At 67.3% G+C, this 21,417-nt stretch carries 24 protein-coding genes; 12 read left to right on the forward strand and 12 right to left on the reverse strand.

Translation table 11 applies throughout. The features are described 5' to 3' along the window. Window position 1 precedes the first annotated feature (1 nt). Complete coding sequence (locus tag RMCB_RS26800) at window positions 2-820, forward strand: aldo/keto reductase (protein WP_062831182.1); 819 nt, start codon at window positions 2-4, stop codon at window positions 818-820. Between the two features lie 5 nt (window positions 821-825). Beyond that, a complete protein-coding gene (locus tag RMCB_RS26805; protein ID WP_062831183.1) occupies window positions 826-1,668 on the forward strand; it encodes an aldo/keto reductase in 843 nt (280 codons plus the stop codon). Between the two features lie 91 nt (window positions 1,669-1,759). Here the strand turns inward: RMCB_RS26805 and RMCB_RS26810 are convergent, their stop codons facing one another. Further along, window positions 1,760-2,347 carry a TetR/AcrR family transcriptional regulator gene (locus RMCB_RS26810; RefSeq protein WP_062831184.1) on the reverse strand — a complete coding sequence of 196 codons (588 nt, stop codon included), beginning with the start codon at window positions 2,345-2,347 and terminating at the stop codon, window positions 1,760-1,762. 65 nt (window positions 2,348-2,412) lie between these two features. Here RMCB_RS26810 and RMCB_RS26815 point away from each other — a divergent pair, with 65 nt between their 5' ends. Continuing rightward, window positions 2,413-2,919: a GNAT family N-acetyltransferase gene (locus tag RMCB_RS26815; protein ID WP_062831185.1), complete on the forward strand. Its 507-nt coding sequence runs from the start codon at window positions 2,413-2,415 to the stop codon at window positions 2,917-2,919. A 218-nt stretch (window positions 2,920-3,137) separates the two neighbouring features. Here the strand turns inward: RMCB_RS26815 and RMCB_RS26825 are convergent, their stop codons facing one another. Then, window positions 3,138-4,532: an amidohydrolase family protein gene (locus RMCB_RS26825; protein ID WP_062831187.1), complete on the reverse strand. Its 1,395-nt coding sequence runs from the start codon at window positions 4,530-4,532 to the stop codon at window positions 3,138-3,140. Window positions 4,533-4,680: 148 nt separating this feature from the next. Further along, window positions 4,681-5,328 carry a TetR/AcrR family transcriptional regulator gene (locus tag RMCB_RS26830; RefSeq protein ID WP_062831188.1) on the reverse strand — a complete coding sequence of 216 codons (648 nt, stop codon included), beginning with the start codon at window positions 5,326-5,328 and terminating at the stop codon, window positions 4,681-4,683. Window positions 5,329-5,446: 118 nt separating this feature from the next. On the opposite strand from RMCB_RS26830, the gene RMCB_RS26835 reads away from it, so the two are divergent. Genes RMCB_RS26835 through RMCB_RS36120 form a run of 4 tightly spaced genes read left to right on the forward strand, consistent with a single transcriptional unit; the run spans window position 5,447 to window position 8,900 of the window. Beyond that, window positions 5,447-6,289 (forward strand): alpha/beta fold hydrolase, encoded by an 843-nt coding sequence (locus RMCB_RS26835; RefSeq protein ID WP_062831189.1) that lies wholly within the window; start codon window positions 5,447-5,449, stop codon window positions 6,287-6,289. Then, complete coding sequence (locus RMCB_RS26840; RefSeq protein ID WP_062831190.1) at window positions 6,286-7,179, forward strand: alpha/beta fold hydrolase; 894 nt, start codon at window positions 6,286-6,288, stop codon at window positions 7,177-7,179. The genes RMCB_RS26835 and RMCB_RS26840 overlap by 4 nt, the downstream gene beginning before the upstream one ends. A gap of 3 nt (window positions 7,180-7,182) precedes the next feature. After that, window positions 7,183-8,757, forward strand: coding sequence for an FAD-dependent monooxygenase (locus RMCB_RS26845; protein WP_062831191.1), 1,575 nt, complete (start codon window positions 7,183-7,185; stop codon window positions 8,755-8,757). Beyond that, the gene (locus RMCB_RS36120; RefSeq protein WP_165606332.1) at window positions 8,754-8,900 is read left to right on the forward strand and encodes a hypothetical protein; all 147 of its coding nucleotides are present in this window, start codon (window positions 8,754-8,756) and stop codon (window positions 8,898-8,900) included. Before RMCB_RS26845 ends, RMCB_RS36120 begins: the two co-directional genes overlap by 4 nt. Before the next feature lie 63 nt (window positions 8,901-8,963). On the opposite strand, the gene RMCB_RS26850 is transcribed toward RMCB_RS36120, so the two are convergent. From RMCB_RS26850 to RMCB_RS26860, 4 genes are read right to left on the reverse strand one after another with little or no spacing between them, the layout of a single operon-like run. Further along, complete coding sequence (locus RMCB_RS26850) at window positions 8,964-9,674, reverse strand: HNH endonuclease family protein (protein ID WP_062831192.1); 711 nt, start codon at window positions 9,672-9,674, stop codon at window positions 8,964-8,966. Beyond that, window positions 9,671-9,841, reverse strand: a complete 171-nt coding sequence (locus RMCB_RS36125) for a hypothetical protein (protein ID WP_165606333.1) — start codon at window positions 9,839-9,841, stop codon at window positions 9,671-9,673. The genes RMCB_RS26850 and RMCB_RS36125 overlap by 4 nt, the downstream gene beginning before the upstream one ends. After that, window positions 9,838-12,093: an ATP-dependent DNA helicase RecG gene (gene recG, locus RMCB_RS26855; protein WP_062831193.1), complete on the reverse strand. Its 2,256-nt coding sequence runs from the start codon at window positions 12,091-12,093 to the stop codon at window positions 9,838-9,840. The genes RMCB_RS36125 and recG overlap by 4 nt, the downstream gene beginning before the upstream one ends. Next, window positions 12,093-13,718: a fatty acid kinase ATP-binding subunit FakA gene (locus RMCB_RS26860; protein ID WP_062831194.1), complete on the reverse strand. Its 1,626-nt coding sequence runs from the start codon at window positions 13,716-13,718 to the stop codon at window positions 12,093-12,095. Before RMCB_RS26860 ends, recG begins: the two co-directional genes overlap by 1 nt. A gap of 261 nt (window positions 13,719-13,979) precedes the next feature. Between RMCB_RS26860 and rpmB the strand changes: the two genes are divergently transcribed. Further along, entirely contained in the window at window positions 13,980-14,174 is a 195-nt protein-coding gene (rpmB, locus tag RMCB_RS26865; protein WP_029372156.1) for a 50S ribosomal protein L28, read from the forward strand. Window positions 14,175-14,286: 112 nt separating this feature from the next. Beyond that, a complete protein-coding gene (locus tag RMCB_RS26870; protein ID WP_131805585.1) occupies window positions 14,287-14,649 on the forward strand; it encodes a hypothetical protein in 363 nt (120 codons plus the stop codon). A 12-nt stretch (window positions 14,650-14,661) separates the two neighbouring features. On the opposite strand, the gene RMCB_RS26875 is transcribed toward RMCB_RS26870, so the two are convergent. Both RMCB_RS26875 and RMCB_RS26885 read right to left on the reverse strand, forming a co-directional pair. Further along, a complete protein-coding gene (locus RMCB_RS26875; RefSeq protein ID WP_062831196.1) occupies window positions 14,662-15,330 on the reverse strand; it encodes a uracil-DNA glycosylase in 669 nt (222 codons plus the stop codon). Window positions 15,331-15,478: 148 nt separating this feature from the next. After that, on the reverse strand, window positions 15,479-16,450 hold the full coding sequence (locus RMCB_RS26885; RefSeq protein WP_062831197.1) for a thiamine-phosphate kinase: 972 nt from the start codon (window positions 16,448-16,450) through the stop codon (window positions 15,479-15,481). A gap of 122 nt (window positions 16,451-16,572) precedes the next feature. Between RMCB_RS26885 and RMCB_RS26890 the strand changes: the two genes are divergently transcribed. Together RMCB_RS26890 and RMCB_RS26895 are read left to right on the forward strand one after the other, a co-directional pair. Beyond that, complete coding sequence (locus RMCB_RS26890) at window positions 16,573-16,800, forward strand: Lrp/AsnC ligand binding domain-containing protein (RefSeq protein ID WP_036425396.1); 228 nt, start codon at window positions 16,573-16,575, stop codon at window positions 16,798-16,800. Window positions 16,801-16,810: 10 nt separating this feature from the next. Next, complete coding sequence (locus RMCB_RS26895) at window positions 16,811-17,395, forward strand: DUF3515 domain-containing protein (protein WP_062831198.1); 585 nt, start codon at window positions 16,811-16,813, stop codon at window positions 17,393-17,395. Between the two features lies 1 nt (window position 17,396). On the opposite strand, the gene RMCB_RS26900 is transcribed toward RMCB_RS26895, so the two are convergent. The 3 genes from RMCB_RS26900 to RMCB_RS26910 form a co-directional block, all read right to left on the reverse strand. Next, entirely contained in the window at window positions 17,397-18,518 is a 1,122-nt protein-coding gene (locus tag RMCB_RS26900; protein ID WP_029372162.1) for a D-alanine--D-alanine ligase family protein, read from the reverse strand. 62 nt (window positions 18,519-18,580) lie between these two features. Further along, window positions 18,581-19,684 (reverse strand): cystathionine gamma-lyase, encoded by a 1,104-nt coding sequence (locus RMCB_RS26905; protein ID WP_062831256.1) that lies wholly within the window; start codon window positions 19,682-19,684, stop codon window positions 18,581-18,583. 5 nt (window positions 19,685-19,689) lie between these two features. Next, window positions 19,690-20,688 carry an NAD(P)H-dependent glycerol-3-phosphate dehydrogenase gene (locus tag RMCB_RS26910; protein ID WP_201028358.1) on the reverse strand — a complete coding sequence of 333 codons (999 nt, stop codon included), beginning with the start codon at window positions 20,686-20,688 and terminating at the stop codon, window positions 19,690-19,692. A gap of 65 nt (window positions 20,689-20,753) precedes the next feature. Between RMCB_RS26910 and cofC the strand changes: the two genes are divergently transcribed. Beyond that, entirely contained in the window at window positions 20,754-21,416 is a 663-nt protein-coding gene (gene cofC / locus RMCB_RS26915) for a 2-phospho-L-lactate guanylyltransferase (protein WP_062831199.1), read from the forward strand. Window position 21,417: the final 1 nt, after the last annotated feature.

Here is a 21,417-nt window from a genome sequence, read left to right on the forward strand (position 1 = left end):
TGTGAACCCACGCGTCACACTCAACGACGGTAATTCCATACCTCAGGTCGGCCTGGGTGTCTGGCAGACCCCTCCGGACGAGACCGAGCGCGCGGTCACCGCTGCTCTGCAGTCCGGCTACCGCCACATCGATACTGCCGCTGCTTACCAGAACGAGGTCGAGACGGGTAGGGCCCTGGCTTCCGCGGGCGTCCCGCGCGACGAGGTGTTCCTGGTCACGAAACTGTGGAACAGCGACCAGGGTTACGACGCCACCCTGGCCGCATTCGAGGCAAGTCTGGACCGGCTCGGTGTGGATTACCTGGACCTTTACCTGATCCACTGGCCGGTGCCCGCCAAGAACGCCTACGTCGACACCTTCAAGGCGTTCGCCCATCTGCGGGATCAGGGCCGCATCCGGTCGATCGGCGTCAGCAACTTCGAACCGGAGCACCTCAAGATCCTCATCGACTCCACCGGCATCGTGCCCGCGGTCAACCAGATCGAACTGCACCCGTTGCTGCCGCAGCGCGAGCTCCGTGAGGTTCACGCCCAGCTCGGGATCGCCACCGAGGCGTGGAGCCCGCTGGGCCAAGGCTCGCTGCTGGCCGATCCCGTCATCACCGAGATTGCCACCGCACATGGGAAAACACCGGCCCAGGTGCTTATCCGATGGCACATCCAGCTGGGTAATATCGTCATCCCCAAGTCGGTGAACCCCGAACGGATTGCGAGCAATTTCGACGTGTTTGATTTCGAGCTCAGCGAGCAGGACATCGCGTCGCTCGAGAACGGCACCCGGTTGGGCCCCGATCCTCGAACCTTCAATTTCACAGGGTAGGTGACATGACCCCATCGGACGGGTCGGCGATTCCCACTATCACGCTCAATGACGGCAATACGATTCCGGTCGTCGGTCTGGGAGTCGGAGCGCTGTCGGATTCCGAAGCCGAGCAGGCGGTTTCGGCCGCATTGCAGGCGGGCTACCGGTTGATCGACACCGCGGCGTCCTACGGCAACGAGGCCGGGGTCGGTCGCGCGATCGCCGCGTCGGGCATCCCGCGAGAAGAGATCTACGTCACCACCAAGCTGGCCACGCCCGACCAGGGCTACCAGTCCTCGCAGAACGCCGCACGCGCCAGCCTCGAACGGCTCGGCCTGGACTACGTCGACCTCTACCTCATCCATTGGCCCGCCGGCGACACCAGCAAGTACGTCGACAGCTGGGGCGGCCTGATGAAGGTCAAGGAAGACGGCGTCTCCCGCTCGGTCGGTGTCGCGAACTTCAGCCCTGAGGATCTGTCGACCATCATCGGCCTGACCTTCTACACGCCGGCGGTGAACCAGATCGAGCTGCACCCGCTGCTCAATCAGAGCGCGTGGCGGGCGGCCAACGCCGAGAACAACGTCGCCACCGAGGCCTACAGCCCGCTCGGCGTCGGCAACCTCCTGGACAACCCCGCCATCACCTCCGTCGCCGAAGCGCACGGTAAGACCGCGGCCCAGGTGCTGATCCGCTGGAGCGTCCAGCTCGGCAACATCGTCATCTCCCGGTCGTCCAACCCTGACCGGATCGCCTCCAATCTCGGCGTGTTCGATTTCGAGCTCACCGACGACGAGATGACGACCATCAACGGGCTCGACGACGGCACCCGGTTCCGACCGGACCCCGCGACCTACACCGGATAACTCCCGCTAACTCCGGCGAGACTTTCTCCGGCGAGCAGACACTCCGGTCCGCGACACGCCGCGGTTCCGGGACCGCCATGTCTGCTCGCCGTCAGTCGGTGCCCAATGTCGCCAGGTGGACCCGGACCGCTCGGTTGACCCGGTCCTTGTCACCGGTGGCCAGAAGATCGAGCAGGCCGCCGCGGAGCACGGCCAGCGCCAGGGTGCGACGCGCGATCCCGTCGGCACTGCTCTTCTCTTGCGGCGCTTGATATTCCGCCAAGACTTCCAGCCAGTCCTCGACCGTGTCACGCGCGAAACCCGCCCACGCACCGTCAGGTTCCACCAGTGAGCGGGCGTAGGCCTCGGCCCACAGTTTGAGCAGCGGCTGATGCTCGTCGGCGGCGAGCCATCCCCAGATCTCTTTGACGGCTGCGCCGAATCCGACGCGATCGCAGTCAGCGGCGTGGCGTATGCGGTCTATCAGGGCCAGCTCGTCGGCGCGGGCTCGCGCCAGCAGCGCGCGTACCAGGCCGTTCTTGCTCCCGAACAGGAACAGCAGCACCCGTGGGCTGGACCCGATCGCCGCCGCCAACGGCCGCAACGACATCTCGGCCAGACCATGGGTCAGCGCGTACCGATAGGCGCTCTCCAGAAGTTCGATCTGCCGAGCGGACGGGGTTGTCGGATCCGTGGCCACGTTGATAGCCTAGCGCTACTGAAACGAGTGTGTCAGTGATTTGTTTGACGATCGGAGGCGCGTCGATGTCGTTGAGTGTCGACCAATCGCGGGTCGTGGTGCGCCGCGTGGACCGCCCGGGCGATCTCGGCTGGGTGGTGATGGCCCACGGCGAGATCTACCACGAGCAGTTCGGCTGGAACGCCGATTTCGAGGTTCTGGTCGCCAGGATCGTGGCTGACTTTGCCGCAGAACACAATCCGGCAACCGAGGCGGGCTGGATCGCCGAGGTCGACGGTGAACGAGCCGGGTGCATCTTCTGCGTCAAGGGCGACGAGCCCGGCGTTGCGAAGTTACGGATCCTGCTGGTCGCCCCGCGGGCCCGGGGCCTGGGACTAGGTGCTCGACTGGTCGACGAATGCTTGCGGTTCGCGCGTGACGCAGGCTACCGGCAGGTCACGCTATGGACCAACGACGTACTGACCTCGGCTCGAAAGATCTACCAGGGGTTCGGGTTTCGACTCATCGATGAAGAACCTCACCGCAGCTTCGGACAGGACCTCAACGGCCAGAACTGGATTCTCGACCTCTAGACGCCGACGCTGGTGCGAATGGTGCTGGCGCTGAACCACTCGACGCCGCTACTTCCGGGACGATTCCAGCAGGGGCCGCAGCCCCAGAACGTCGAACAGGTTGAACTCGAGGTCACGAACGTTGCTGGAACGCCACGCGGGCTGTACGCGGCCTTGTCGTCCGAAGCCGATCGCGAACCACGGCGGAACCCCTCGGACGCGATGTACTGCGGCTTTCGCTAACTATCGCAGCGCGTTTGGCGACGGAGGTGCCGGTGCACCACCGTGCGCACGACGCGGCGACGTGTGCGGGCGAGCGGACCGGTCGCGCGGATCTTGTGTGCGAATCGTTCGCCCGACTGCTGCAACCGATCTTGGACTTCGTCGACGTCCGTGTCGACAAGCGCGTGGTGGCGCTTGCGCCAGCGCCCGGCGATCATGACCGCTTCGATGTTGGCGATGCTGGCCTGCAACGCCGCGGCGATCGGGTCGTGGGCCGGCCACAGGTTCAGCGCGCGGGCGTCGATGACGACGAGATCGGCTTGCATTCCCGGGGCGAGGTGACCGACCTTGTCAGCCAGGCCGAGGGCACGCGCACCGTGGACGGTCGCCCACGACAGCGCCTGCTTGCTGGTGAGTGCGGCGGTCGGCGCACTCAATCCGGTTCGTTGAAACTCCTGGTCGTGGGCCAGGCCTCGTTGGCGGGCCAGGTTGATCCGGGCGGCGGTGAGAACTTCGCCGGATACCGCCGTTTCGGTGTCGGTACCGAGCGACGGCGCGGCACCGACGCGCAGCAGTTGTTCGGTGATCGCGGTGCAATGCCCCTGACCCAGTTCGTTTTCTGGGGTGGAGGTGAAGCTGACTCCGGAGTCGGTGAGCTTCTTGACCCACTCGTCGCTTAGGCCGGTGCCGTGCACGATGTTGACGTGGGGACCCCACAAGCCCGCAGCGCCGACGGCATTCCAGCCCGGTCCGGGCGTCCCGGCGCTCTGATGCATCGACGCGATCACGCCACGGTCGACGGCAGCCCGCAGGTCCGCGATCGCCACATCGGAGGCCGATAGTTGTGGGCCCTTGATCGCCATTCCAGCGGTAAGCAATGAGTTCCGGGAGATGGGTCCGTCGAGGAGGCGATCGATTTCGCGCACGTCATGAGGTTTGGTCGGGCCGCCATGGCCTGTGCCGTGCAAGAAGACTGCGCGGATGCCGGCGGTGGTCAGCGCGTCGATGGCGGCGTCGGCATGGCCAGGTGTCAGGCAGTTGTGACACCAGTCGCCCACAGTCGTTGTGCCACAGTTGATTTGATTCAACGCACCGGCCAATGTCCCGATGTGCATGTCGCCCTGGGTGTATCGGCGGGCGACGTGGCCGTGAGTGTGGGCCAGGTATTCCAGCAGCGACCAGTCCCCGCCGGCGAACCGTAGCGCGGTCTGCCACGTGTGTAGGTGGGCGTTGACGAGTCCGGGGATGACGATGTGGTCCTTGACGTCGACAACGTCGGTGCCGGTCGGATCGAGGTGGTCGCCCATCGCCGCGATGCGATCGGCCTCGACGAGGACGTCGATGCGTTCAGTGTCGGGGCGATGCGGCGCCATGGTGATCACCCGCGCACCGCGTAGCAATATTCGGCTCACCGTTGTCTCCGATTCTCAACTGGGGCTCGCCATAGACCGCGCCCTCACGCCGTAGGCGACTCTGGGCAACTCGACGCCACTATTTGTGGTTACACCGTATCCATTAAGGCGTCGGGATGTCAACCACTGTTTCGGCTGACCGCCACCCTCACGTCGAAGTCGGGACGGCTGTCGGTAGATCGGCGTCGTCGAGCAGCTGGGTCAGGCCGTTGAGGATCAATTCCAGCCCGAGGCTGAACTCGCGTTCCAGGCCGACTGGCAGGTGGTCGGCCACCGCCACGGTGGCGGGATAGGACTGCGGGTCCTGGGCGCGCCAGGTTTCAGGGAGTTCGGCGTCGTCATCGGTCGGGTGCTCGCCGAGCTGGATGGCGAATCCGAGGACGAAACGCGCCACTGTCGCATAGGCCTGTGCGGCCAGCTCGGGGCCGAAACCTGCGGCCAGTAAAGCTGCGATCATAAATTCGCGCTGCCGCATTGCGTTGGGTCCCATCGGAATTCGCTCGGCCAGCAACCGCGCCACTTGCGGGTGTGCACGGAAGACTTCGAACAGCGTGCGTGCGCCCGATTCCACCACCTGCCGCCACGGCATTTCGCGTGCCGCGGCCGCATCGATGTCGGCCTCACCAAGCACGGTGTCGATGACATGGGCGATCAGCTGCGCGCGCGATCTGAAATGCCGGTACAGGGTGGCAGTGCCTGAATCCAAACGCTGGGCCAGTGTCCGCATGGTCAGCGCCTCGGCGCCGTCCTCGTCGACGATCTCGGTGGCCGCGGCGATGATGCGCTCCACCGGCACGGCGGGTCGCCCTCGCGACCGTTGAGTCGACCGCGGTGCCGGTTTTGAAGTCGAGGTCACCGCCCCAGTATCACTGATTCTTGACATACGACGGAATTATGGCAACACTGTATCCATTATGGCTCTCCGTGATATCGATGTTCACTCGGACTCGCAGTTCGCCGCCGTCGACGGGATGCGGATCCATTACCGACGGTCGGGGACGGGGCCGACGGTGGTGCTGCTGCATGGCAGTGCGTCCTCGCTATACGGCGTGGAGGCTGTCGCGCATCGGCTGTGGGGTTCTTTCGACGTCATCCGTCTGGATCTGCCGGGCTTCGGCGTGACCGGGCCGCGGCCCGACCGTGATTACCGGGTCGCCACCTACGCTGCGACGCTCGCCCGGTTCCTGGACGTTATCGGCGTCGGGCGATGCGCGGTGGCTGGCAACTCGTTGGGCGGCAACATCGCCTGGAATCTTGCCCTTGATCACCCCGAGCACCTGCAGCTGACCGGGCTGGTGTTGATCAACGCTACCGGCTATCCGGACAAGCAACTGCCGGCCGGCATGGCACTGGCGCGCAACCCCGTCATCGGTCAACTGTTGAGACGGTTCATGCCCCGGCGCGCCGTCGAGCGCAGCCTGCGTCAAGCCCTCGGGCCGAACTGCGACATTGTCGATGCCGCGATGGTGGAGCGTGCGCACCGGTTGTGGAATCGGCCCGGTAACCGCTCGGCGTTCGTTGATTTCCTGACCACCGACCAACCCGATCGCAGCGCCGAGATCCAGAACATCGACGTGCCAACCCTGGTGCTGCGCAGCGCCGACATGGATGGCCAACACTTCACCCGTGACATCGCCGGCAGCGTCGAAAAAGTCCATCCGGTCGGTGGGCATCTGCTGCCCGAGGAAGACCCCGCATGGGTGGCCGACGCCATCACCCAGTTTCTGCAATCGCTCCCATCAAGGAATGCGCAATGAAGTACTTTGTCGCAGCCGGAGAAGGCCGCCGACTCGATGCCACCACGCGGCGCAGTCTGCGCGGCAGCTACATTCAATTGAGCGATGGTGTCACGCATTACGAGCTGACCGGGCCTGACGGCGGCGACGTCGTCGTCCTGGCCGGCGGGCTGACCATCCCGTTGTTCTACTGGGATGAGCTGGCCGCCGAGCTGCACACGCGCGGACTGCGGACCCTGGCCTACAGCGGCTACGGGCGCGGCTATTCCGACCGCATCGTCGCCCGCTATGACCAGACGCTGTTCGTCCGCCAACTTCGCGAGCTCATCGAGCGCCTCGAGGTGCCTGTGCCGTGCCATGTCGTGGGCACGTCGATGGGCGCGCTCGTCGCGATGGCGTATGTGAGCAACCACGTCGCAAGTACCGCCACCCTGACTCTGGTGGGACCGGCTGGCCTCAGCCGCCAACCGGTGATCCCGAAACTGTTGCTGGGCAACGACTTCACCGCCAGCGTCGTCGCCAAGCACCTCGGCCGCCGCATCCTGCAGCAGCATCTGGGACACAACGTCGCCGACCCCGCGCGCGCCGCGGAACTGGGGGTCATGGTCGGTGACGCCTACCGCTACGAAGGCTCGATCTACGCCTTTTTCCAGACACTTAAGCACTTTGGGTTGTTCGACCGCGCCGAGCTCTACCGGCAGACCGGCACGCTGCCGGTGCCGATCCAATTGATCTGGGGCAGCGAGGATCACGTCACCCCGATCAGCAGCCTGGATCAAGTCCGCAAACTGCTGCAGCCCAGCCAATGCCACATCATCGACGACTGCGGCCACATGGCCCCCTTCGAACGCCCCGCCGTCGTCGCCGACCAACTGGCGACCTTCTATGACACCTTCGACAGATCGGCTTAACCCATGACAACGACCACTACCACCGATGTCTTGATCGTCGGCGCGGGACCCGCGGGCACCACCCTGGCCATCGACCTCGCACGCCGCGGCGTGACGGTACGCCTCATCGACAAGGCACCGCACGCCTTCGACGGGTCCCGCGCCAAAGGCATCCAGCCCCGCACCCTGGAGGTTCTCGACGATCTGGGTGCCCTGGGCGACATCATCAACCAGGGCGCCCTCTACCCCCCGATGGGCATCCATCTCGGCCCGATCACCATCCCATTCCGGATGATGGAGAAAGGGAAACGCGGCCCCGATGTCCCCTACCCCGATACCTGGCTGATCCCGCAACACCGCACCGACCGCGCGCTGCGCGCCCGGTTCGAATCCTTGGGCGGCCGTGTCGAATTCGGCACCGAACTGATGGAGTTCACCGATCACGACACCCATGTGACCGCGCACGTCGCGACCTCCGGCGGCGCCGAGGACATCACCGCGCGCTACCTCGTCGGCGCTGACGGCGGCGCCAGCCGAGTCCGCAGAGCCCTCGGCATCGAGTTCGGCGGCTCCACCGACGAGGCCGACCGCATCCTCATCGTCGACGCCGCCGTCTCGGGTGGGCTGTCTCGCAAGTACTGGCACGTGTGGCCGGGCCTCAAGGGACGTTTCGTGGGCGCCTGCCCGCTGCCGCACAGCGACAAGTTCCAATGGATGATCCGGCTCTCACCCGACGAAGCAGCCCCCCAAGAACTCGCGCAGATCAACGCCCGCATCCACGCGCACACTCGCAACAAGCGACTCGCACTGCATGACATCGCCTGGCAGTCGGTGTTTCGCCCCAACATCCGCCTCGCGGCCAACTACCGCCGCGGCCGTGTCCTGCTGGCAGGTGACGCCGCCCACGTCCACACCCCCGCCGGCGCGCAGGGCCTCAACACCGGCATTGGCGACGCCTACAACTTGGGCTGGAAACTCGGCCAAGTGTTGGCAGGAGCCGACGATCAACTCCTCGACACCTACGAACACGAACGCCAACCCATCGCCGCTAGCGTGCTCGGCCTGTCTACCAAGAAATACGAAGGTATCGGCAAGTTCGACCCGTCGAGCATCCGGCGCGGCAAGGACGAAAAACAACTCGCCCTGACCTACCACGGCGGTCCACTGGCTCCCCTGGCTGCGGACCGCACCAAGACGCTGCAAGTCGGTGACCGCGCGCCGAACGCCGACCTCGTCGACGCCGATGGCCACCGCGTACGACTGTTCGATTCCTACCGCGGAGCGCATTTCACCGCGCTGGCCTACGGCGCACATGCCGCCGGCGCGTTGGCCGAACTCGACTGGCCCGCCGCCGGCGCGCAACTCACGCGCGTCATCGTCGACACCAGTAACAAGGGCGATCTACCAGACGGGGTGCTCACCGACCCTACGAGAGAATTCGCCCGCATCTACGGGTTGTCTCGAGACACACTGTTGCTGATTCGCCCCGACGGCTACATCGCCCACATCGCGATCCACAACATCGCCGAAACGACCCGCACCGCTGTACAATTCGTGACCCCGCACAGCGTGAGATCAGCGCCATCGAAGCGATCATGATCGTCGGCGCCGGAGCGCGTACCCCGGACGATCAAAACGGAAGGCGCAGTGGCGGTGTGGCCACGGTGCTACTGGCGTATGCGTTCGCCGTGATCATGGCCGGCACCACGCTGCCCACCCCGCCGGTGCGTTGGCTCCGTTGATGGTTTCAGCAGGTGGCGTGCATGCTCGGGGCCCTCATCGTGACGGCGCGAAAAACCCCACACTCATCGGCTGCTCGGGCATGTTGCCGCCGCGTCACGCAAGACTGGCACCGACGGTTCATCAACCGCCAACCCATAGCCCCGCATCACCGCGATGAACTGCATCGCGTACTGGCAGTGAAACGCTGCATTCGGCGGCATCCACGACGCCGGCTCTTTATCGCCCTTGTCCTGGTTCGCCTGCCCCTGCACCGCAAGGAGATTGGCGGGATCGTTGGCGAACCGGACGCGCAACGATTCCGGCCATGTCCACGCACCCTGATCCCATGAATAGGCCAGCGGCACGATGTGCTCGATCTGTATTGCCGCACCAGACTTGTTGCCGCGCTGGAAGTTTACCGTCGTACTGGTGTATGGATCGTGCAGCACACCCGTGGCCACCGCACGCGGGCAGCGACTGATCGCCACATAGGTCTTGTCGATCAGATCGCGATCAAGGATGTCGTTTCTCGTATCACACTGGTTATGTCCGCCAGGCGCATCGGTGTCATCGGTCCACGCCTCCCCGAACGCCGCACGGCGATAATCTCCATGACGGACACGGACCGGCACCACCGGCACTCCAGCGAGAACATCAACCCCAACAGTTACCGTCGGCAGATCAGCCCCGGCCACCGACATCGATGGACCGGCCGACGACATTACCGTTTGCACAGCCACCACAACTGCCAGCACCGCAGCCGCACCCGACCAAGCCATCCTCGCCCGGCTCATCGGAGCGTTCCCGACTTGAACTCAACCTCTTGTAGCGTTTTGCCCAACACAGCAAACCCCCCAAGGAAGCGGGTGTCGCAGCCGTCCCGGACCGGAATCTCGGCGATCCCGGCGAGCACGTCGATGCCCGGCGCGACCGCGATGGCCAGCCATGCCGGCCGGTTCATGACTTGTCCAGGTACTCGACCCGGTCGGTCTCGACGAACTGGGCTGCCAGCAAGGCCATCCCGGCATTGTTCGGGTCGGTCTCGTAGAGGGATTCGCAGTATTCCCTGGCGTCGGTGATCACCTCGAGGTGTTCCCGCAGCGACAGGAAGCGGAGATTGATGGTCCGTCCGGACTGGTTGAGCCCCAACACATCTCCCTCACGACGCTCGTCGAGGTCGAGATCGGCGAGGGCGAAGCCGTCGAGGGTGCCCGCGACGGCCTTGATGCGCTCCCCCGCCTTGGAGGTCTCCGGGAGCCGGGTGGCCAGCAGGCACAAGCTGGGATGCTGCCCCCGACCGATGCGGCCGCGCAGCTGGTGCAGCTGGCTGATGCCGAATCGGTCGGCGTCCATCACCACCATCACCGTGGCGTTGGGCACGTCGACGCCCACCTCGATGACGGTGGTGCACACCAGGACGTCGAGGTCACCGGCGCGGAACGCCGACATGACCGCATCCTTCTCGTCGCCGGACAACCGGCCGTGCATGAGGCCCAGCCGCAGCCCGGCCAGGGGCCCGCGCTGCAGCCCGTCGAACAGCTCGGTGACGGTGACCGGCGGGGGCCCGGCCTGCCTGCCCTCCTTGGCGCCGTTGGTGTCCTTGTCGGATTCATCGATGCGCGACGCCACCACGTACGCCTGACGGCCCGCGGCCACCTCCTCGCGGATCCGCGCCCACGCCCGGTCCAGCCAGGCCGGCTTCTGCGACACGAAAATCGTGTTGCTCGTGATGGGCTGGCGGCCGCGAGGCAGTTCCCGCAGCGTCGAGGTCTCCAGGTCGCCGTACACGGTCAGGGCGACGGTGCGCGGGATCGGGGTTGCGGTCATCACCAGCAGGTGCGGAGTCAAGCCCTCAGGCGCCTTGGCACGCAAGGCATCTCGCTGCTCGACTCCGAACCGGTGCTGCTCGTCGACCACGACCATGCCGAGGTTCGCGAACTCCACCGCGTCCTGCAGCAGCGCGTGGGTGCCGATCACGATGCCCGCCGCGCCCGAGGCGACCTCCTCACGCGCCTGCCGCTTCTGCGGCGCCGACATCGATCCGGTCAGCAGCGCGACCCGCGTACCGTGCTCAGCTCCGCCGAGCTCGCCCGCCATCGCCAACGGCCCCAACGCGTCGCGCACCGACCGGGCATGTTGGGCGGCAAGGACTTCCGTCGGCGCCAGCAACGCGCACTGGTAACCGGCATCGACCATCTGCAGCATCGCCAGCACCGACACGATGGTCTTGCCGGAGCCGACCTCGCCTTGCAGCATGCGGTTCATCGGGCGGGTAGAGGCGAGCTCGGCCGACACCACGTCGAGCACCTCACGCTGGCCCACGGTGAGGTCGAACGGCAGTGTCCGCAACAACTCGGCGGCCAGCCCGTCGTCGGTCCACGGCGCGGGCGGGCCGGACTCGCTCAACTCGCCATGGCGCCGGGCCACCAAACCCCATTGCAGTCCGATGGCCTCGTCATAGGTCAACCGCTCGGCGGCCCGATCGCGCTGCGCCGCATTCTCCGCGAGGTGAACCGCCCGCAACGCCTCGTCTTCGGTCATCAGATTCCGTTGCCGCACAAAGGATTCCGGCAGTGGATCGGGCACCGGGTCGAGCACGTCGAGCACCTGGCGCACACACGAGTAGATGTCCCAGCTCTGCACCTTGGCGCAGGCCGGGTAGATCGGGAAGAACTCCCGCTCGAACGCCGCCAGCATGTCGTCGCCGCTGGCCCCCGAAGCTGTCGCAATGGTTTTCAGCGACTTGGTGCCGAATTGCTTGCCCAGCGGCGAGCCGAGCACCAGGAACGCCGGATGGTCCAGCTGCAGGGTGTTGCGGAAGTACTTGACCTCACCGGAGAGCATGAGCCTGGTGTCGACCGGGAGCTTGTCGATCATCCATCCCGCATTGAAAAACGTTGCGGTCACCGCCGGCCGGTGCTTGCCGAGCGTGACGCGCAGCCACTTGCGGGTCTTCTGGCGCCCGGTCTTCTTGTCGAAGACCGGCTTCATCGTCCCCTCTTTGGTCTCGGTGACGACCTCGATGAAGGTGACGTGTTCGCCCTCTTCCAGATCGAGCGCCTCGCCTTCCCCGCGGACCGTCATGCCGTCGCTGTATTTGCGGGGATAGTGCCGCAACAGATCGTTGACGGTGCGGATACCGAAGTGCTCCTCCAACGGCTTGGCCGACTTGGCCCCGATCACGAGGTCCAGCCGGTCGGAAAGGACGGCCACTACTCGACTCCGATCAGCAGGGCATCACCGCGGTGGCCGGTGTGATACGTCACGAGTTCGGCCCCGAGATGTGCGCGGTGCACGTGTTCTTGCAGCGCCTTGCCCACCTCAGGGTTGACCCCTTCGCCCGTCAGCACGGTGATCAACTCGCCGCCGGCAAGAAGCAGCAGATCGATGAGACCGGCCGCCGCGGTGGTGATGTCGGGGCCGACGATCAGCACCTCGTCGCCGGCGATGCCGAGGCCGTCACCCGGTTTACATGTGCCCGCCCACGTCAGGGCCTCCTCGGTGGCCACGCGGACCGAGCCGTGCCGGGCGCCCGCGGCTGCACGGGCCATCGTGTAGCCGTCGTCGACGGCCTGCCGGGCGCCGTCGTGGACGGCCAGCGCCGCGAGCCCCTGCACCATCGAGCCGGTCGGCACCGGCACCACGTCGATACCCCAACCGATGGCGGCCGTGCAGCCCGCGACGAGTTCCTCGGCGGCCACATATCCGTTGGGCAGTACCATCACCTGTGCGGCTCCGGTGTCGACGAGCGCGCGCAGGAGTTGCTTGGCGCTGACCGCCTCACCCTCCTGGGGACGCAGCACGGCCGCACCCTCGCCGGCGAACAGTTCGACTCCACCGTCGCCGTCGACGACGGCCAGCACGGCCCGCGGTTTGGCCCAACCGCCCGCGGGTCGCGTGTCCGGGCCGCCGAGCAACGCGGTGATCTGGATGCGGCTCAACGTGCCCACCGCCAAACCCGCCTCGACGGCCGCACCGGCATCGTCGACGTGCACATGGACCGAGAACTCGTTGCGGCCCGAGGTGGCGATGGTCACCGACTCGCCCAGCTGGTCGAGCGCAGCCCGTAATCCCTCGAGAGCGTCGGCGTCGCATCCGCTGAGCAGATACATCACCTCGAACTGCGGCGGAGCCGAGGTGACTGCGGCAGGCAGGGACGGCTGCGCCGACGGCTGGTAGGCCGGCCGCCGCGCCGTATGGCCCGCGATCGTGGATGCCATCGCGTCCAGCAGCACCAGCAGGCCGCGGCCACCGGAATCGACCACTCCGGCTTCCGCGAGCACGTCGAGCTGGTGCGGTGTCTGGTCCAGCGCTGCGGCAGCGGCGTCCGCGGCGGCCACGGTGACCGCCGCCAGATCGGCGCCGTCGGCGGCGCGGTGCTCGGCAGCACCGGCAGCGGCCTGCAGAACCGAGACGATGGTGCCGGGCACCGGCTCACCCATCGACGCGACGACGAGCGCGACGGCATGCCGCAGGCACGCGCCGAACAGCACACCGTCGATGTCGTAGAGATCACCGTCGCGCTGCGCCGCGGCCGACGCGACCACCTCGGCGACGGCCAGCAGGATCTGCGACAGGATCACCCCGGAGTTCCCCCGGGCGCCCTGCAGCGCGCCCGCGGCCAGGGCGGCGGCTACCTGCGCGACGTCGCCCGCCGGTTGGGCATCCACCTGCGCCCAGGCCGAGCGCATGGTGAACAGCATGTTGGTGCCGGTGTCGGCGTCGGGCACCGGGAAGACATTGAGCCGGTTGATCTCGTCGGTGTGCGCGATGAGGTCACCGACGGCAGTGTGCGCCCACGCGCGCAGAGCGGAGGCATCGAGCCGTCCAGCAGCCACCGAAACCCCCTCCAGATCCCGAGCCGTTCGCCTGAGAACACACGCCGCGCGGCATGGCCGCCGTGCGCGTCAGCCTAGCCAGTGCCTGCGACAATGCTGATCAGACCATCGGGTCCTGTGCATAACCTGACACGCGGCTCACCGGCGATTTTGGCGATACCCTGGCCTCTCGGTATCCTGGTCAGGTTGTCGGGTCGAGCCGCGCAGTTTTGCGGCGACCAAACCCAGACCCCCAAGAACTGATTTCAAGGAGTTGTTGATATGGCTGCCGTGTGCGATATCTGCGGGAAGGGGCCGGGCTTCGGCAAGTCGGTGTCGCATTCGCATCGGCGGACCAACCGACGCTGGGACCCGAACATTCAGTCGGTCCGTGCCGTGGCACGCCCGGGCGGTAACAAGCAGCGCGTGAACGCCTGCACCTCCTGCATCAAGGCCGGCAAGGTCTCGCGCGGCTAAGCGCTTGCGCCAAAACGACGACCAACACCGCTGACCGCTCGCGCGAAAGCGCGGGCGGTCGCGTGTTCGGCCGTCGTTTAACCGTCGGGTGGGCAGGGTACCTCCTGCCGTCATGAGCCCTCTTCGCCTGTCCGGTCGATTCCTGTACGGATGCGCCTGCATGCTGGCCGCCGCTTCGGCGCTGTCGGCATGCGGGAGCAACAACTCCGGCGACCAGACCACCGGAACCACCACGTCGACGACCTCGAGCACCACGCCGAGCCCAGCGCCGACAGAGCAGACCACGGTCTCGCTGGCGCCTACGGCGCCCCCGGAAGAGACCACGAGTGGTGGCGGCAACGGGACTGTCATGATCCCGTCACCTCCGGCGATCCCATCACCTCCGGCCATCCCTGCCCCGCCGGCAATCCCGTCACCGCCCGCCATCCCGGCACCCCCGGCGATCCCGTCGCCGCCCGGCGTGCCGATGCCGTAAGCGTCGGCACCGTCAGGGCAATTGCCAGTCGATGGGCTCGACGCCCTTCTGCCGCAAGAGCTCATTGACTCGGCTGAACGGCCTCGACCCGAAGAATCCCCGCGATGCCGACAACGGTGACGGGTGCGGCGACTCGATGATGGCGCAATCCCCCTCGGCGAGCATCGGTTTCAGGGTCGACGCATCACGCCCCCACAGCACCGCGACCAGCGGCTGATCGCGCGCCACCAGCGCCCGGATCGCGCATTCGGTGACCGCCTCCCACCCCTTGCCGCGGTGCGACGCCGGTGTGCCGGGCCGCACGGTCAGTACGCGGTTGAGCAACAGCACACCACGCTCGGCCCACGGGGTCAGGTCACCGGTACTCGGCTGCGGAAAGCCGAGATCCTCGGTGTATTCGGTGAAAATGTTGGACAGACTGCGGGGCAACGGCCGCACTTCCGGTGCGACCGAGAAACTCAGGCCGACCGCGTGTCCGGGCGTCGGGTACGGATCCTGCCCGACGATCAGCACCCGCACCTGATCGAACGGAAAGCTGAAGGCGCGCAAGATATTCTGGCCGGCAGGCAGATACCTTCTGCCCGCACTGAGTTCTTCGCGCAGGAACTCCCCCATCTGCGCCACCTGAGCCCCGACAGGTTCCAGTGCCCGCGCCCAACCGTCCTCGACAAGCTCACTCATCGGTCGCGCTTTTGTTGAACTGCTCCTCGCGTCCGCCACCCCTGAATTGCTCCTCGCGTCCGCCACCCCTGAATTGCTCCTCGCGTCCGCCACCGTCGAACTGCTCCCCGCATCCATCACCACGAAAAGCCAACCTAGCGTGAACCCGTCAATCGAACGACTGCCATCCCGGGTTTCCCGCCCACGCGTCGCCGTCGAGCAGCACCGCCGCCGGCCCGTCGAGCACCCGCCCGATCACCCGCCAGCCGTCCGGCGGTGAGCCGCGGAACGTCGCCACCAGGGCGTGGTCCTCGCCACCGCCGAGCACCCACGCCAGCGGGTCGGCGCCGATTGCCGTGGCAGCGGCGGCGACGGCAGCCGTGTCGCTCTCGAGCGCCGCGGCGGCAAGATCGATGACGGCCCCGGACGCCGAGGCGATATGACCCAGATCAGCCAATAATCCGTCCGACACGTCGGTCATCGCGGTGGCGCCTGCCCGCGCCGCGGCCGCGCCTTGGCCGTACGGCGGTTCCGGCACCAGATGGCGCCGCCGCAACTCGGGATGGTCGTGAATTCCGTTGTGCCACAGCGCATATCCGGCTGCCGATCGCCCGAGCTCACCGACCACGGCAACGGTGTCTCCGGGCCGGGCGGTGCTGCGCAGCACCGGGGGTCGGCCTTCGAGATCGCCGAGCACGGTGACCGATACCACCCACTGTGGCGCCCGCACCAGATCGCCGCCGACGATGCCGGCTCCGAGCCGCCGCGCCTCGTCCCACAGCCCGTCGGCGAGTTCGACCGCTGCGGCACTTGGGGTGTCGGCGGGCGCGCCGAACGCGACCACGAATGCCGTGGCCCGCCCGCCCATCGCTTCGATATCGGCGGCGTTCTGCGCGATGGCCTTGCGGCCGATGTCGTGCGGCGTCGACCAGTCCAGCCGGAAGTGCCGGTCCTGCACCAGCATGTCGACCGATATGGCGGTGCGGCCGTCATCGGCGCGTACCAGCGCGGCGTCATCACCCGGACCGAGCGTCACCGCCGCGGGCTGTACCCGCCCAGCCACGAGCCGATCGATGACGGCGAACTCACCGACGCCGCCCAGAGTCTCCGAGTCGTGCCCGCTCGAATTTACGCCGGCCATAGCCCCCTCCTACCGGTCGCGGCCGTGCTCTGAACACCGGGCGGACCTACGGTAGTTTGTTTGTCTGCGGCGAGTGAGTCTATGCAGCGACACGGAGGAGACAGCGGGTGGTGGAGGCTTACATGCTGATCCAGACCGAGGTGGGCCGCGCCGAGGTCGTCGCGAAGGCGCTGGCGGTCCTGCCCGGTGTGCAGTCGGCCGAATATGTCACCGGCCCCTACGACGTGGTCCTGCGCGTCGGCGCCGATACGCTCGCGGCCCTGCAGTCCGAGGTGGTTCCCAGTGTGCAGCAGGTCACCGGGATAACCCGGACGCTCACCTGCCCGATCGCCAACGGAGCTCAGCCATAGAGTTGGCTGCGTGAGCGACCCGCAGACCACCGACGGACCACCCCGCGCCCTGCTCATCGCAGCGGTAGTGGTGGCGGTGTCGGTGTTGATCACCGTGCTGGGGATCGCGGCGGCGCGCCAGCAGTCCCCGGACCATCCACCGGTGGCGATCTCCACGGTTCCGGCCCCGCAGGCGCAAAGTCCCGAATGCGGTGCCCTGCTCAACGGCCTGCCCGAGCAGCTGGGCGATTTCCTGCGCGCGCCCACTGTCGAACCCACCCCGGCGGGTACCGCGGCATGGCAGGGCGAATCCGGTACCGAACCGGTCATCCTGCGCTGCGGCCTGGAACGTCCCACCGATTTCGTCGTGGGCACGCCCCTACAGCTGGTCGACGATGTGCAGTGGTTTCGCGTGGGAGATGAGGGGGCGGCACCGGGGGCAGCCCCGGCAGGCACACCCGACCAGGCGCGGAGCACCTGGTACGCCGTCGACCGGCCCGTCTATGTCGCACTGACGCTGCCGGCAGGGTCCGGGCCGACGCCGATTCAGCTGATCTCCGCGCAGATCACCCGCACCATGCCGGCCCGCCCGCCGGATCCGGGCCCGGCGCGCTGACTCAGCGCAAGCCGGTGCCGCGGGCCAGTGCCGTGTCGACCATCGCCGCGAGCAGGGTCGGATAGTCGACGCCGCTGGCCGCCCACATGCGGGGGAACATCGAGATCGTGGTGAACCCGGGCATGGTGTTGATCTCATTGATCACCGGACCGTCGTCGGTGAGGAAGAAGTCGACACGCGCCAGGCCTTGGCCGTCGAGCGCGGTGAACGCCCGTACCGCGAGGTCACGGATCTCGTCGGCGGTGTCGTCCTCGATCTTGGCGGGCACGTCCAGTTCGGCGGCGTCGACGAGATATTTGGTGGCGAAGTCGTAGAAGCCGTCCTCACGACCCCGCACGCCGGCCACCCGGATCTCCCCCACCGTGCTGGCTTCCACTGAGCCATCAGGGAATTCGAGCACGCCGCATTCCAGTTCGCGCCCGGGGATCGCGGCTTCGACGATGACCTTCGGGTCGTGGCGGCGGGCCAACTCGATGGCGGCGGGCAGCTCGTCCCACGCCGTGACGCGGCTCACCCCGATCGACGATCCCCCGCGGGAGGGCTTGACGAACACCGGCAGCCCGAGCCGCTCGCGCTGCTCGAGATCCACCGTGGCGTCCTTCGGGCGCAGCACGACGTGGTCGCCGATCGGCAGACCCTCGGCGGCCAGCAGCTTCTTGGTGAATTCCTTGTCCATGCCGGCGGCACTGGAGAACACGCCCGAGCCGACATACGGCACACCGGCCAGCTCGAGCAGGCCCTGGATGGTGCCGTCCTCGCCGTAGGGTCCGTGCAGCACGGGGAACACGACGTCGACGGACGCCAGCACCTGTCCTGGGCCGGAGCCCAACGACAACAGCTGACCGCTGCGCATGGGGTCCGCGGGCAGCGCAAGGGCGGTGCCGGAGGTGTCGGTGACGCCGGGTAGCTGACCGTCGGTGATGGCCAGGGTCTCCGGCCTGCCGTCGGTGAGCATCCAGGAGCCTTCGGGCGTTATGCCGACGGCGACCACCTCGAACCGTTCCGGGTCGAGGTTGCGCAGGATACTGCCCGCCGACACGCAGGAAATCGCATGTTCGGAGCTGCGTCCGCCGTACACGACGGCGACGCGGATCCGGGACCCGGGCTGATTGCGGACAGTCACAACCTAGAGAGGCTACCGCCCTGGGCGGACCTCACCTTTCAGCGCGTCCTGACCTGCGGTTTCTACCTGAGCGCCTGGCTGATGTCGGCGATCAGATCGTCGGTGTCCTCGATGCCCGCCGATATCCGGGCGAAACCGGCCGGCACCGGGTCGCCCCAGCGGGCGCGCCGGTCGACCGATGTGTGGATACCACCGAAACTCGTCGAGGCGATGAGCAGTGCACTGCGCTCGACCAGCGCATGCACCGCCGCGGCGTCGGCCAGTTCGATCGACACCAGCCCCCCGAACCGCTGCATCTGTGCGGCGGCCAGATCATGCGAGGGATCTTCGGGCAGCCCCGGGTAGCGCACCGACCGCACGGCCGGGTGATTGCGCAGCATCACCGCGAGCGCTTGCGCGTTCTGGCACTGCCGCTCGAAACGCAGCCCGGCGCTGCCCAGGCTGCGCAGGACGAGCCAGGCCTCGAATGCTCCCAGAATCGGCCCGGCCAGTAGGCGCTCGCGTTCCACCGCGGCCATCAGCTCGGGCTGGCTGCCGGCGACGTAGCCGGCGATGAGATCGCTGTGTCCCGACAAGGATTTGGTGGCGCTGGCCACGACCAGGTCCGCGCCGAGCGAGAGCGGTTGCTGGCCCAGCGGGGTCGCGGTGGTGTTGTCGACGACGAGCGTGGCGCCGCGGCCCCGGCAGGTCAGCGCCAGGCGGTGCAGGTCGACGACGTCCAGAGCGGGATTGGCCGGCGTCTCGGCCAGCACGACGTCTGCGTTCGACGCGGCGTGGCAGATCTCGCCAGCGCTGGCTTCGATGACGGTAACCCCTTGTGGGGCAAGGTATTCCGATGCGTACCGCCGAACCTGGTAGTAGCCGTCGGCGGGTACGACGAGCGTCGAGCCCGGCTTGGCCAGCACGCGCAGCACCGAGGTGATGGCCGCCATACCGGATCCGAAAGTCAGCGCCGCGGACGCGCCTTCCAGTTCGGCCAGCGCCGTTTCCAGCTGCCGCCACGACGGATTGGAGCTGCGCCCGTAACTGTCCAGCGGCTCGGTCTCGTCCGGCGACAGGTGATAGGTCGACGCCGGAACGGGCATCGGCGCCACCGGTACGCCCGGAATCGATTCGGACCCAACGGCTTTGACGCTGCGGGTGGAATCGCCGTACGTGCCTTCGATCATGTCTACTCCGGTTTGGTGCTGCGCCCCAGCAGGTGTGCGACGGCCTCGTGTACCGACAGCCCCTTGTGACATACCCGGTGGACGGCTTCGGTCAGCGGCATCTCGACGTCGTAGCTGGATGCCAGGGCCAACACCGATTCACACGACGACACCCCTTCGGCGACGTGTCCACCCGCCGCCTGCAATGCCGACTCCATGGTGCCACCCCTGCCCAGCCGTTCACCGAACGTACGGTTGCGGGAGCGCGGTGAGGTGCAGGTCGCGACGAGATCGCCGACCCCCGCCAACCCGGACAATGTTGCGGGCTTGGCGCCCAGTGCGATGCCCAGGCGCAGGATCTCGGCCAGTCCGCGGGTGATGATCGCGGCGATGGTGTTCTCCCCCAGCCCGACACCGACTGCCATCCCGCACGCGAGGGCGATCACGTTTTTACAGGCACCGCCGATTTCGGCGCCCACCACGTCGGAATTGGTATAGGGCCTGAAGTATCCGGTGGCCATCGCCCGCTGCAATGCGACCGCGCGCCCCGAATCGCTGCAGGCGATCACCGTGGCGGCCGGCTGCATGGCGGCGATCTCACTGGCCAGGTTCGGCCCGGTGACGACACCGATACGGGACGGGTCGGCGCCGGTGACCTGGACGATGACCTGGCTCATCCGCATCAGCGAATCGAGCTCGATGCCCTTGGCGAGGCTCACGAGTGTGACGTCGTCGCCGATCAGGTGCTTCCAGCCCTCGAGGTTGGCACGCAACTGCTGGGCGGGCACTGCCAGAAACACCGTGCACGCGCCGGTCAGCGCCTCGGCCGGGTCGCTGGTGGCCCGTATCGCCTGGGGCAGGACGACATCGCCGAGGTACTCGCTGTTGCGGTGCTCGGTGTTGATCTCGTCGGCGACTTCCGGACGCCGCGTCCACATCGTCACGGGGTTACCCGCGTCGGCCAATACCTTCGCAATCGCCGTGCCCCATCCGCCGGCGCCCATCACCGCAGCCTCCACCACGGCATCACCCTAGCCGCTGCGCGCAGGTACGCGGCGGCAGCGGCCCGGCTGGCAGGATGGCTGGCATGAGCGGTACCCGTCCCGCCGGCACGACGCCGGATGCCGAGGTCGCGCTGGTGATCGCCGTCAAGCGCCTCACGGCGGCCAAGACCCGTCTGGCTCCGATCTTTTCCGCGCCCACCCGGGAAGCGGTGGTGCTGGCCATGCTGGTGGACACCATCACCGCAGCCTCGGCGGTCGGCGCGGTCACCGTTGTCACGCCCGACGAGGACGCCGCCGACGCCGCCCTGCAGCTGGGCGCCCGGGTGATCTCCGACCCGACGCCTGCCGGGCACCGCAACCCGCTGAACAACGCGATCACCGCCGCGGAGCTGGAACTGCGCGAATCGACACCGAATATCGTTGTGCTGCAAGGTGATCTACCCGCACTGCAACCGCAGGAACTGGCGGGCGCACTCGCCGCGGCGCAGGCCCACCCGCGCAGTTTCGTCGGTGATCGGCACGGCACGGGGACCTCCGCGCTGTTCGCCTTCGGGGTGCCCCTGCAACCACAGTTCGGCGCCGATTCCGCTGCGCGCCACCGGCACTCCGGCGCGATCGAACTGACCGGCCCGTGGCCGGGGCTGCGTTGCGATATAGACACACCTGACGATCTGTCTGCAGCGCGGCGGCTGGGCGTCGGACCGGCCACTACGAAAACCCTCGCGCGACATCACCAACGCGGGTAGC

The sequence above is a fragment of the Mycolicibacterium brisbanense genome, assembly GCF_001570425.1.
Lineage (GTDB): Bacteria > Actinomycetota > Actinomycetes > Mycobacteriales > Mycobacteriaceae > Mycobacterium > Mycobacterium brisbanense.